Raw genomic sequence first — 11,975 nt, 5'->3', positions numbered from 1 at the left:
CAGAGCTTTTTTTATCCAGAGGCAACAAGTCATGGCCAGAATTCCGATACAAGCCATAAAAAGCCAGTTGTTCTGATAACCAAATTCGCCAACAATTCCGAAACCAACGATAGAGCTGAAAATATGGGCTAAGCTAAAACTCATTGTATACAAAGCCATATAACGGCCTTCCTGACCATGAGGCGCACGGCTTAAGGCAAATGCATTCGAAAAAGGAAAGGTTAGGATTTCTCCAATCGAAATACAAATCATACTAATAACCAGAATTCCGGCCCAGACATTAATCAGCAATAAAAAGAAACTTAATGCCATTACAAAAGATCCAATAATTATGATTCTGATTTTTGGAAAGCCTTTTCTTTCCATAAAACCAACTGTCGGCATTTCTAAAGCAAAAATCAAAAGCCCGTTTAAAGTCATTAAAAGTCCGGTTTGAAATTCATTTAAACCAAATTGTACATGATGATATAAAGGTAAAGTTGTAAAAAGCTGGAAGAAAATCATTGCCGTTACAAAACTCACAAATAAGAAAACCCAGAATATTTTATCATGAAATACTGATTTTACATTTGATGCACTTTCGGTTTTATCACCATGTTGCACTTTTTTCTTTTCCTTAACCAACAGAGCAAAAATGGTGATCGAAAGAATACAGGAAGCTCCGTCTACCCAGAATAATCCGGAATATCCCATTCCCATAATAATCAAACCTCCAAGTGCCGGCCCGGCGGCGAACCCTAAATTTACTGCAAGACGAACAAGTGTTAAAGCACGTGTTCTGTTTTCGGGTTTTGCATAAGCTCCCAATGATACAAACATTGCAGGACGAAACATATCGGCAATTGTCATTAATACAAACATTCCAATGCATAATGACCAGAACGAAGTCAAAAATTGTACAAGAAACATTGAGATTCCGGTTGTAAACAAACTAAAAATCATGATTTTGTAAAACCCGATTTTATCAGAAAATTTGCCTCCAAGCCAGGAACCTAACATAGAACCCAAACCAAATGAAACCATAATCCAGCTTACCTGATCAAGGGAAAAATGCAAATCTTCATTTAGATATTTTGACAAAAAAGGCAGTACCATTGTACCGGCACGATTTATAAATGTAATCAATGTCAGAATCCATATTTCTCTTGAAAATCCTCTGAAATTATTTATGTATTGGGTAAAAGCAGTTTTGAGCATTACAAATTCATGTTATTTGCAACAAAGTTAGGAAACTTTGTCACTTAGAGTCGTTGCTGCTTTGTTAGTTTTAAACTATTTTTGCATAAAATTTCTAAGATGAAAAATATAATCACAATTGTTTTGCTGGTAACTTTTACTTTAGGCTTTGGCCAGAAGAAGTTTAGTAAAAGTGAGGCTGAAAAATTTCAGAAAACAATTAACTCAGAATATGCTGATCCTAAAACAAGTCCGTTAATGGAGGAAGATTTAAAAACATTTAAATCTTTAGATTTTTATCCGATTGACGGTAAATATTTTGTCAATGCAAAATTGGTAAAAGCGAAAAATGAAAAGGTTTTTGAAATGAAAACCACCGGAACAAGAACTCCCAAATACATCAAATACGGAACTGTATATTTTAAAATAAACGGAACCGATTGTCAATTAAATGTTTACCGAAATATTGAGCTTTCAAAACAGAAAGAATACAAGAACCATCTGTTTTTACCTTTTTCAGATCTTACGAGCGGAAAGGAAAGTTATATAGGCGGTAAGTATATAGATCTGGAAATCCCAAAAGGAAATACGATTGCAATTGATTTTAATCAGGCTTATAATCCGTATTGTGCTTATAATCACAAATATTCGTGTCCGCTTGTTCCTTTAGAAAATGATCTGAAGGTTGAAATTAAAGCCGGAGTGAAAACGTTTCATTAATGGAATTCTTTAATTTTCATACGCATCAGTCTACAAATCAACCCAATATTTTGGAATTGGTAAACCAGTATCCACAAGATTTTGAGCTTTCTATCCCGTTTTATTCCATCGGAATTCATCCCTGGTATATCGCAGAAGACAGAATTGATGTCGATTTAAAAATAATCGAAGCTCAATTACAAACCAAAAAGTGCCTGGCAATTGGCGAATGTGGACTGGACAAAAGAATTGAAATTCCATTGGACTTACAAACTTTCGTTTTTGAAAAACAACTGGCTTTGGCCGAAAAACACAAAAAACCGGTCGTGATTCATTGCGTTGCTGCTTTTCAGGAAGTTATTGCGGTCAAAAAAAAGATGAAAATTTCGGTTCCTATGATTATTCACGGATTTTCTAAAAATGTTCAGGTTGCTGATCAGCTTATTAAAGAAGGATTTTATCTTTCGTTTGGGAAATACCTACTGAGAAACCCAGAATTAAAAACCGTTTTTCAGCAAGTCCCAAATGATCGTTTTTTCCTTGAAACAGATACCATGGAAGAAACAATTGAGCAGGTTTATCAATTAGCTTCGGAATATAAAAATATAGATATTAAAGAATTACAGGATATTATTTCGAGTAATTATAAAGATATATTTCAATAACCTGAAATTTTAAACAATAATATAATTAAAATAATGTATATGGCAGAGTGGACGGAAAGAGCCGAACTTTTATTTACTAAAGAAGGATTAAATAACCTGAAAAACGCAAATGTTTTGGTTGTGGGTTTAGGTGGAGTGGGATCATTTGCAGCTGAATTTCTGGCAAGGGCAGGAGTAGGCAATATGACGATTGTAGATGGTGATGTTGTAGATATTACCAATATAAACAGACAGTTACCGGCTTTGCATTCTACAGTGGGTCAGCCAAAAATTACGATTGTGGGTGATCGCCTGATGGATATTAACCCGGAATTAAAATTAACCCGTGTGCAGGAATTTCTTTCTCCTGAACGTGCTTTTGAAATCGTTTCTCCTGATTTTGATTATGTTTTGGATTGTATTGACAGTATTACTCCAAAACTGAATTTAATCATGGGAGCAAAACGTCAAAGAGTAAAAATAATCAGCAGTATGGGTGCGGGTGGAAAAATGCTGGCTTCTAAAGTAAAAGTGGCCGATATTTCTAAAACTATCAATTGTTATTTCTCCAAAACAATTCGTAAACGATTAAGAGAACTTAAAATCAACAAATTAAAAGTGGTTTTTTCTTCAGAAATCCAGGATGAAAAAAGTTTGAAATTAACAGATGGAAAAAATTTCAAAAAATCATTTTACGGAACTAACAGTTACATGCCCGGATTATTCGGATTGCATGCTGCAGAAACAGTAATTCGACATTTGCTTAAAAAAGAATAAAAAAAAGCGGCTAAGAAGCTAAGGTTCTAAGTTGCTAAGGTTTTTTTAGCATCTTGAAGAAAACCTTAGAACCTCAATGCCTCAGAACCTTAGTACCTTAAAAAATGATTAAAACAGTAATTTTTGATATGGATGGTGTTATTGTAGACACAGAACCCGTTCACCGTTATGCGTATTACAAACAATTTTCGGAGCTGAATATTGAAGTTCCGGAAGAAATGTATACTTCTTTTACCGGTTTATCTACCCGAAATACATTTCAAACGCTAAAAGGCTATTTTTCGACTATACAGCATGAAGTAGAAGATTTGATTCAAAGGAAAAGAAATATCTTTAATGACGCTTTTGATACCAAAGAAGATTTGTATTTGCTGGAAGGTGTAGAAGATTTAATAAAAGATTTATATGCAAACGGAATTCAGTTGATATTGGCTTCTTCGGCTTCAAAAGTAACTATCGAACGCGTTTTTGCCCGATTCAGTCTGCATCAGTATTTTTCGCATATTGTGAGTGGTGAGGACTTTCCGCAGTCAAAACCAAATCCGGCTATATTTCTTCATGCTGCTTCATTATCAGTTGCCCCAAAAGAAAATTGTATTGTTATTGAAGACAGCACTAATGGCGTAAAAGCGGCAAAAGCGGCCAATTTGTTTTGTGTAGGATATAACAGTCATAATTCTAAAATGCAGGATTTATCAGAAGCTGATTTGGTTATTAATCATTTTAATGAATTAAATGCCCAAAAAATATCACAGTTGCAGCCCTGAATTATATAAAATTTAACATTTGTTACCTGATCGAATTTGTAAATTTGAACAAAACAAATAAACTTAAGTCCTAATGAAAAAACTAATTATTGCATTAGCCATTATTATGGCACCTTTTGCTTCCGAAGCACAGGTAAAAACGCCACAAGCAAGTCCAAAAGCATATATCAAACAAACGGTTGGTTTAACTGATGTAGAAGTTACCTATTCAAGACCGGGTGCGAGAGGAAGAGCTGTATTCGGAAATTTGGTTCCGTTTGGTAAATTGTGGAGAACCGGTGCTAACGAAAACACCATTATTAATTTTGGAGATGATGTTGTGATTGATGGTAAAACATTGAAAAAAGGGAAATATGCAATTTATACTATTCCTAAAATCGAAAGCTGGGAAATCATTTTTTATCTTTCTACAGACAACTGGGGTTTACCTGAAAAATGGAATGATGCTTATGTTGCCTTAAGAACTACGGTAAAAGAAAATGCATTACCAACTCCGGTTGAAACTTTTACAATCGGTATTAATGGTTTAGACCCAAATTTTGCTTTTCTTGAAATTGCATGGGAAAACTCTCATGTTGCCTTAAAATTTGAAGTTCCGACTGCAAAAACGGCAATAACAAGTATCGAGAAAACATTGTCAGGACCAACCTGGAATGATTATTATGCTGCTTCTCAATATTTGTTTCAATCAAACGGGAATATTACAGATGCCAGATCTTATGTTGATAAAGCATTAGATATAAGTACTGATAAACCTTACTATGTTTCAAGATTAAAATCTTTAATCCAGGCTAAACAAGGTGACAAAAAAGGAGCAATCGAAACGGCTAAAGTTTCATTAGCTGCTGCTGAAGCTGCAAACAACCAGGATTACGTAAAAATGAATAAAGACAGTATCACTGAATGGAGCAGATAAGTTTTTAACACTCAATATAAAATTCCAAATTCCAAAACTTTCGGGTTTTGGAATTTTTTTTTGCTTTTAACGTAAAGCAGCTGTGTAATAAATAAAAAGTAAAACAGACAGACTTGTCTGTTTGTATACAAAAATTAATTATATTTGCTTTATAATTATGATCCTTATGTTGCCAAAAGAAAGAATCCTGGAAAAAACATTTATTTTATTTCACAAGCAAGGCTATAATGCTACCGGTATTAATCAGATTATTGATGAGGCAAAAGTGGCTAAAGCAAGCTTTTATCAGCATTTTAAATCTAAGGAAGATTTATGTGTTGCTTTTTTGAACCAGCGTCATTTGTTTTGGTTTGAAGAACTGCAGAAATTTACGGCGAATAAAGAAGATTCAAAATCAAAGATTTTGGCATCCTTTGATTTCCTTATTTATATGAATAAAAATGAAAATTTCAGGGGCTGTAGTTTCCTGAATATTTTATCAGAAATCCAATCGGATAATATCAAAATTCTAACCGTAATACAAAGCCATAAAGCGGATTTACGTGCCTACTTTGCCGGAATTTTGAAAGATACTCTTATATCAGATCATGTGTATTTACTTTTCGAAAGCTGTATTATTGAAAGCCAGTTGTTTAAGTCAAATCAGCTTATTGAACAAACAAAAAAAATCATACAAACTTTAATTTTATAATTATGGAACAAAAACTGCCATTGCCACCGTTTACTTATGAAACAGCAATACAAAAAATTCAATTAGCAGAAGATGCATGGAACAGTCAGGATCCTGAAAGAGTTTCAAAAGCCTACACTACAGACAGCGAATGGCGAAACAGAAATCAGTTTGTAAACGGAAGGGAAGAAATTGTCCGGTTTTTAACTGAAAAATGGAAAAAGGAGAAAAATTATATCCTTAAAAAAGAATATTGGGCACATACCGATAATAGAATTGCCGTTCGGTTTGAATATGAATATCAGGATGCTGAGGGAAACTGGTTTAGGGCTTACGGAAATGAAAACTGGGAATTTGATTCAAACGGGTTAATGCAAAAAAGATTTGCCAGCATAAATGATCTTTCAATAAAAGAAGAAGAAAGAAAACTGCGATAAAACGAGTTGCCCGGATATCAATTCATAGAAGGCGGTTCAGGAATCTTAATGGATTTTTTGACTTTCTTTACTATCAGTAAATAGAAAGTAATACCGCCTAAAATAATAAGCAACGCAATCTGAAGTTGTCCCAGACTGTTGTTTTTATTATACATTGCATTAGCGGCTGCCAATTTTGATTTTCCTTCTTCAATCTGGATATGCGATAAAGATTCCAGCGTTTTTAAGGCAATACCGCTCGCGCTGGCTATCTTATTCCAGTTTTTATTAGAAACCTGTTTGTTTATTTCTTTGCAGGAGCTTAAGAATGCATCGAAATATTGTTTTTCCTTATTTGTCAGTACGGTTTTAGCATACAAATCATCAATATTATGAATGACATCTAAAGTATGGATGATTTCATTTTTTTTAATATTATCGCTTAAATCAAGCTTTTCAGCTTCGGCTTTTATAAAATGAAGCTGTTTTGAATATTGAAAAATATATTGGGAAACGACCAGACGATCTTTATAAATAGCATTTATATTCTCGTTGACTTTTTTTGAGTTTTGAAGTGTATTAAAATTGCCCAAAAGAATAATCAGCATCACAATAAGCAAAACAAAAGCAGCCTTGGTTTTGTTGCTGTATTTTTTTTGATCTTTCATAATGATGCTTTTATTATTTGAAAAACAGTTAGTTATTCAAAGATAAAGATTTTTAAATCAGTTGGTAAAATGTTTACTTAACTATATTATATCTTAACGAAACCCGGGTTTGAGTTTTTAAGATACAGTTGCAAATAATTAAGAAGAATATATTAATTTCAAAATTACTTTAAGAAATCTTAATTAGTACTGATCAATAAATTGGTCTGTTTATTTATAATTTCAGCTCCTTTGTTCAGAAAATCAGCTGCTACATAATCGGCAAAAGTTATGTACACCAGATGATTATCATCATTCAGATTTTTATTTTTTTCTTCAACAATTAAATTACTGTCTAATCCCATCAATAAACAAACAGGATTTCCTTCTTTGTAAAGTTGTGTTGAGATTTCTTTTAATCTTTCTTCTGCAGCAAGTTGAATATCTTTTTCTTTATAGGCTAATAAAGACATGCAATTTAGTAATGAGCAAGGCTTTACATTTTTGAGAGCAGGATATTTTTTAAATACTTCAGTTCCCTGATTTAAATTCTCAAAGCATTTGGTGTACAATTGCATCGAAATTGAATTGTCTTCGTATGTTATGTCTTTCGTGGCTTGAGCCTGAGCCTGAGCACAAATTAAAACAAGTACTGTATAAACAAATCGTAAAAGCATTTTTTTAAATTCTAATATAGATTTACTGCACATTTTGGAAGAATTCATAACATTAAAACGATTTGGTTATCTTTTTCTTTTACAAACATAAATATATTTTTATAGTTTTCCAGTCGCTAAATGATTTCTACTATATCTTTCTCTGTGTCACTTCTAAAAAAGATGATCTGCAATAATAAAGACAATACAATTGTCAGCATCGCACCAATAAAATTCAGCCATAAATAACCCAGTTTTTCCTGACTGTAAATCATAAAGTAATAAATCACAAAAATAGTCAGCTGACTTATAATAGCACTGATAAACATCGATTTTGCACCAACACGACGCAGGTAAAATCCAACCAGGAAGATTCCCAAAACAGTTCCGTAAAAAATAGAGCCAATAATGTTTACCAATTGAATTAAATTTTCAAATAAGGTTCCCACACAGGCAAACAGGATTGCGATAATTCCCCAAAAAAGCGTGAAAAATTTTGTTGCATTCAGGTAATGTTTTTCTGATTTTTCGGTTTTGAGGTTTCGTTTATAAATATCAATAGCTGTTGTCGAAGCAAGCGCATTCAATCCGGAAGCCGTTGATGACATTGCTGCCGAAATAATTACTGCCAACAATAATCCGATAAGGCCTTTTGGCAAATAATGGAGGATAAAATGAAAAAATACATAATCCTTATCATTTGTTTCGCTGTTGCTGTCGGCTTTATTGATAATTTCCTTGGCACGATCACGTAAATCTTTTTCCTTATTTGATAAGGCCACCAGTTCTTTTCTTAAAATCGGATTATCATAATCCTGATTAAGCTGATCGATATACAAGAGGTTAATTACTTTTTTATCTTCAGAAAGCGTAACTAATTTCTTTTCCAAAGCATTGTATTCTGCTTTAAATTGTGATTTTTCAATGACAATTTTATTATTCGGATTAAAATTTAAAGGAACCGGATTAAACTGAAAGAATACAAAAACCATCACTCCGGTAAGCAGGATGAAAAACTGCATTGGTACTTTTAAAAGTCCATTCATGATAAGTCCCATCTGGCTCTCGCGAATTGATTTTCCTGATAAATAGCGTCCAACCTGCGACTGATCTGTGCCGAAATAGGCGAGGGCAAGAAAAAAACCACCTGTTATCCCGCTCCAAAAAGTATATTTTTCTTCAGGATCAAATGAAAAATCGACAATATTCATTTTATCATTTGCGCCCGCAATATGCATGGCACTGGAGAATGTCATATCATTTGGCAAATAATGCAAAATCAGGAAAAAGGTGATAAACATCCCGGACATGATCACAAACATTTGCTGTTTTTGAGTGACGTTTACGGCTTTTGTTCCTCCTGAAAACGTGTAAATAATTACTAAAAGACCAATTATAATGTTCATAAAGGTCAGATTCCAGCCCAAAAGTGCCGATAAAATGATGGCGGGTGCATAAATCGTAAGGCCTGTTCCTAAACCTCTTTGTACCAAAAAAAGTATGGCAGCAAGAGAACGGGTTTTTATATCAAAACGTTTTTCGAGGAATTCATAAGCAGTATAGACTTTACTTTTATGATATAATGGAATAAATGTCAGACAAATAACAACCATAGCAATGGGTAGCCCGAAATAGAATTGCACAAATCCCATACCGTCGTGATAGGCTTGTCCCGGTGTGGATAAAAACGTAATAGCACTCGCCTGGGTCGCCATTACAGAAAGCCCAACGGTATACCAGGGAGTTTCATTACCGCCTAAAATAAAATCTTCGACATTTTTACTCCCTCTGGTTTTCCAGGAACCATATCCAACAATAAATAAAAGTGTGACAATCAGTACGATCCAATCAAATAGTTGCATAGGTTATGAATATAATTGCATGATTAAGAAAAAAATCAGGATGTAAACAGCGTTTGCTATCAAAACATAAGTATAGCTTTTCTTCCACTTTTTTGTTTTTTTATCTTCCATATTTTCAGAATGTTATTTCTTTAATTCCTGTTTAGGAGCTTCTAATGGCTGCTTTAATGAAATTATATTCGAAAGCAGACGGTATGCTCCGGCAACACCTTCGGGTAATTCTCTAAAAAAACTTAAACCGGTGTAAATGTAATATCCTTTTCCGTATGGTGCTACTAACAGAGCGCCATTTTTAGGTGATTCACCTTTATCATGTGAGGATATAATAGGAGTGAAGGCCGAATCGTACTCATTTGGATAATATAGCCCTTGCTCCTGAGTCCAGCCCTCAAAGTCTTTAGCACTGATTTTATTTGGTATATTCAGCACAGGATGATTGGGTGCCAGAAAAGTAATTTTTGCATTTTCTTCTGTTACACGATCGTTAGAGATTTTTAACGGATATGGGGCAATCTGGTCTGTTACAGTCCTGCCAAAAGTATTGTACTGAACAATCATGTTTTTTCCGCTTTTTACAAAATCAAAAAGTATTTTTTGTTTGTTTGCCAAAGCATTTACGGTATTATAGGCACGAATTCCGGTAATAACCGTATTAAAAGAATCCAGCTTTGCAGGTGTAATTTCTTCCGGTTTCAATATCGTAACTTTATATCCCATCTGGGCAAGGCTTTCAGGAACTTCGTCACCTGCACCCATAATATATGCAATTGCATCTCCCGATGTCTTTAAATCAATTCGGATACATTTCGATTCGGCTGGTTTCAGGACCATTTGTTTTGTTATATGACTATAATCAATGATGGTTGCATCTTTATCAAAATGCTCGTTGTCAACGGTCACAATACTTTTTGCAACAGCTTCTTCTGGCTGAACCGGTGGGGTTACCTCAAAATAGAAAGTTTGTTCCATTCCTTTTTTCTCTAAGGTAAACGGAATTTGTTTTGGAGAAATCATCCAGTCTTTCGGAAGATCCAATTGTAAATTTCCTTTAACAGCATCTTTCCCGGCACGAACTTTTACCGGAATCATTTTGCTTTTGGTGTCTTTAAAAAGCAACACTTTTTCTAAAATTGAAGTAGTTGCCTCCGGAACAATATCCAGAAAATTATACATTTCACCTTTTACACCATCATTGTATTTATATACGACAGTGCGTTCAAACGGAAATTCAACCCCGTTAATTTTGACATTAAAAACAACTTTGACTTCTCTTATAATATCGGGAATGCCTATATTTTCCTGATTGGATACGGTGTACATTCCAACAGTTGCTTTTTCTTTCAGCCAATAAGGTTGTGTATATTCAATTGTATTTGGAAGCTGGATCTGAAGGTTTATTTTCTGATCATCATTATTTTTCAGAACAATGTTCTGTGATGTATTTTTATTATCCGGTAATGTTGTTACGCTTGTCAGTTCCATTTCTACAGCACATCTGTTGATGGTTTCCAGGCTTAATCGAACGGTACTTCCAGGTGTTGCTTCCTGTTCACTTGCTACAGCTTCTAGATATAAACCAGAGCAGGAAGCAATGATGTTTTTTATAGCGGCCGACTTTAAACTTTTCCAGTGGTCATCTTCAAGGGCCTGAATCATGGAGTAAGCTTTTACTAATTCAGGAATACTTGCAGAAGGATTGCTAAAATCGTATTTGGCTATAATTTTTGAAATTAATTCTCCAACAGGTTTTCCGTTTTTAACGCGGTTCCATGTTGTATCAATTCCATCAAATAAAGCATCACGGTTTTCCGGTTTTTCGCCATTGATTAATTCCAGATATTCTGTTTCGTTTCCGCGGACACCGGTACTTCCAAAACCTTGTGACTGGTGACGGCTGCGGCTTAAGGCAGCAATTTCCTGATTTGATTTTCCGATTCCGGTATAATAAACCCCGGTTTCTAGTTTGGTAAATTTTGATTTATTCGCGGCATCAAATTTTTCCTGACTGCCATAAAACCACCACGAAGGGTTAAAGAATTGGCGTTTTACCTGCCACGGTTTTACATATTTTAATTGCTCAGGGTATATTTTAGAATCATTAGTAAGACCGAAACTCTCTACACTTAACATGGCAGAGGATGTATGGTGCCCGTGAGTTGTTCCGGGCGAGCGGTGATCAAATCGGTTGATAATTATATCCGGTTGAAATTTTCTGATTGTCCATACCACATCTGCAAGAACTTTGTCTTTATCCCAGATTTGTAAAGTTTCGTCGGGATTTTTTGAAAATCCAAAATCGTTTGCACGCGAAAAAAACTGTTCTCCGCCATCAATTTTCCTGGCTTCGATTAATTCCTGTGTTCGTATTACTCCTAAAAGTTCACGTAGTTGCGGACCAATCAGGTTTTGACCGCCATCACCACGGGTTAAGGATAAATAACCGGTTCTGGCATTCATACTATTTGCCAGATAAGATATTAAACGTGTATTTTCGTCATCCGGATGTGCAGCTACATATAATACAGAACCTAAAAAATTCAATTTCTTAATCTGATTGTAAATTTCTACAGAATTTGGTTTTTGTGGTTGCTGGGCAAAGGAAACAGAGGTTCCGGCTAAAAAAATAAAAAGAATTTGTATCTGGATTTTTCGCATAGCGCAATTAGGTATTTTGAAAGAGCTTCAAAAATACTAATTATATTTTTGAAGATGATGTAAATAAAATGTTAATGGCTGTTTTGATAT

At 34.3% G+C, this 11,975-nt stretch carries 12 protein-coding genes; 7 read left to right on the top strand and 5 right to left on the bottom strand.

What is annotated here, in order from left to right; genetic code table 11:
* Positions 1-1,197, bottom strand: a 1,197-nt coding sequence (locus tag DCO46_RS20615) for an MDR family MFS transporter (RefSeq protein ID WP_133244620.1), incomplete at its 3' end; no start/stop codon positions are given.
* Between the two features lie 99 nt (positions 1,198-1,296).
* On the opposite strand from DCO46_RS20615, the gene DCO46_RS20610 reads away from it, so the two are divergent.
* From DCO46_RS20610 to DCO46_RS20580, 7 genes are all read left to right on the top strand, one after another.
* Entirely contained in the window at positions 1,297-1,896 is a 600-nt protein-coding gene (locus DCO46_RS20610) for a DUF1684 domain-containing protein (RefSeq protein WP_116754367.1), read from the top strand.
* Positions 1,896-2,540: a TatD family hydrolase gene (locus tag DCO46_RS20605; protein ID WP_116754366.1), complete on the top strand. Its 645-nt coding sequence runs from the start codon at positions 1,896-1,898 to the stop codon at positions 2,538-2,540. The genes DCO46_RS20610 and DCO46_RS20605 overlap by 1 nt, the downstream gene beginning before the upstream one ends.
* A 39-nt stretch (positions 2,541-2,579) precedes the next feature.
* Entirely contained in the window at positions 2,580-3,296 is a 717-nt protein-coding gene (locus tag DCO46_RS20600; protein ID WP_116754368.1) for a ThiF family adenylyltransferase, read from the top strand.
* A 104-nt stretch (positions 3,297-3,400) separates the two neighbouring features.
* Positions 3,401-4,063, top strand: a complete 663-nt coding sequence (locus DCO46_RS20595) for an HAD family hydrolase (RefSeq protein ID WP_116754365.1) — start codon at positions 3,401-3,403, stop codon at positions 4,061-4,063.
* A 73-nt stretch (positions 4,064-4,136) separates the two neighbouring features.
* Entirely contained in the window at positions 4,137-4,979 is an 843-nt protein-coding gene (locus DCO46_RS20590) for a DUF2911 domain-containing protein (protein WP_116754364.1), read from the top strand.
* Positions 4,980-5,145: 166 nt separating this feature from the next.
* On the top strand, positions 5,146-5,670 hold the full coding sequence (locus tag DCO46_RS20585) for a TetR/AcrR family transcriptional regulator (protein ID WP_116754363.1): 525 nt from the start codon (positions 5,146-5,148) through the stop codon (positions 5,668-5,670).
* A gap of 2 nt (positions 5,671-5,672) precedes the next feature.
* On the top strand, positions 5,673-6,086 hold the full coding sequence (locus DCO46_RS20580; RefSeq protein ID WP_116754362.1) for a nuclear transport factor 2 family protein: 414 nt from the start codon (positions 5,673-5,675) through the stop codon (positions 6,084-6,086).
* Between the two features lie 17 nt (positions 6,087-6,103).
* On the opposite strand, the gene DCO46_RS20575 is transcribed toward DCO46_RS20580, so the two are convergent.
* From DCO46_RS20575 to DCO46_RS20560, 4 genes are all read right to left on the bottom strand, one after another.
* Positions 6,104-6,733 (bottom strand): MCP four helix bundle domain-containing protein, encoded by a 630-nt coding sequence (locus DCO46_RS20575; RefSeq protein WP_116754361.1) that lies wholly within the window; start codon positions 6,731-6,733, stop codon positions 6,104-6,106.
* A gap of 179 nt (positions 6,734-6,912) precedes the next feature.
* Positions 6,913-7,389, bottom strand: a complete 477-nt coding sequence (locus DCO46_RS20570; RefSeq protein WP_124019587.1) for a hypothetical protein — start codon at positions 7,387-7,389, stop codon at positions 6,913-6,915.
* Between the two features lie 116 nt (positions 7,390-7,505).
* Positions 7,506-9,230 carry a sodium:solute symporter gene (locus DCO46_RS20565; protein WP_116754359.1) on the bottom strand — a complete coding sequence of 575 codons (1,725 nt, stop codon included), beginning with the start codon at positions 9,228-9,230 and terminating at the stop codon, positions 7,506-7,508.
* 123 nt (positions 9,231-9,353) lie between these two features.
* Positions 9,354-11,885: a PIG-L family deacetylase gene (locus tag DCO46_RS20560; RefSeq protein WP_116754358.1), complete on the bottom strand. Its 2,532-nt coding sequence runs from the start codon at positions 11,883-11,885 to the stop codon at positions 9,354-9,356.
* Positions 11,886-11,975 lie beyond the last annotated feature (90 nt).

The sequence above is a fragment of the Flavobacterium sp. HTF genome (genome assembly GCF_003105115.1).
Lineage (GTDB): Bacteria > Bacteroidota > Bacteroidia > Flavobacteriales > Flavobacteriaceae > Flavobacterium.
The sequence above is the reverse complement of the archived record's forward strand: the minus strand, read 5'-3'. Positions and strand labels throughout refer to the sequence as shown.

Excerpts from the sequence above, each read along its gene's own strand:
- DCO46_RS20610 (WP_116754367.1), top strand. The coding sequence starts at position 1,297 with ATGAAAAATATAATCACAATTGTTTTGCTGGTAACTTTTACTTTAGGC.
- DCO46_RS20605 (WP_116754366.1), top strand. The coding sequence starts at position 1,896 with ATGGAATTCTTTAATTTTCATACGCATCAGTCTACAAATCAACCCAAT.
- DCO46_RS20600 (WP_116754368.1), top strand. The coding sequence starts at position 2,580 with ATGGCAGAGTGGACGGAAAGAGCCGAACTTTTATTTACTAAAGAAGGA.
- DCO46_RS20595 (WP_116754365.1), top strand. The coding sequence starts at position 3,401 with ATGATTAAAACAGTAATTTTTGATATGGATGGTGTTATTGTAGACACA.
- DCO46_RS20590 (WP_116754364.1), top strand. The coding sequence starts at position 4,137 with ATGAAAAAACTAATTATTGCATTAGCCATTATTATGGCACCTTTTGCT.
- DCO46_RS20585 (WP_116754363.1), top strand. The coding sequence starts at position 5,146 with ATGTTGCCAAAAGAAAGAATCCTGGAAAAAACATTTATTTTATTTCAC.
- DCO46_RS20580 (WP_116754362.1), top strand. The coding sequence starts at position 5,673 with ATGGAACAAAAACTGCCATTGCCACCGTTTACTTATGAAACAGCAATA.
- DCO46_RS20575 (WP_116754361.1), bottom strand. The coding sequence starts at position 6,733 with ATGAAAGATCAAAAAAAATACAGCAACAAAACCAAGGCTGCTTTTGTT.
- DCO46_RS20570 (WP_124019587.1), bottom strand. The coding sequence starts at position 7,389 with ATGCTTTTACGATTTGTTTATACAGTACTTGTTTTAATTTGTGCTCAG.
- DCO46_RS20565 (WP_116754359.1), bottom strand. The coding sequence starts at position 9,230 with ATGCAACTATTTGATTGGATCGTACTGATTGTCACACTTTTATTTATT.
- DCO46_RS20560 (WP_116754358.1), bottom strand. The coding sequence starts at position 11,885 with ATGCGAAAAATCCAGATACAAATTCTTTTTATTTTTTTAGCCGGAACC.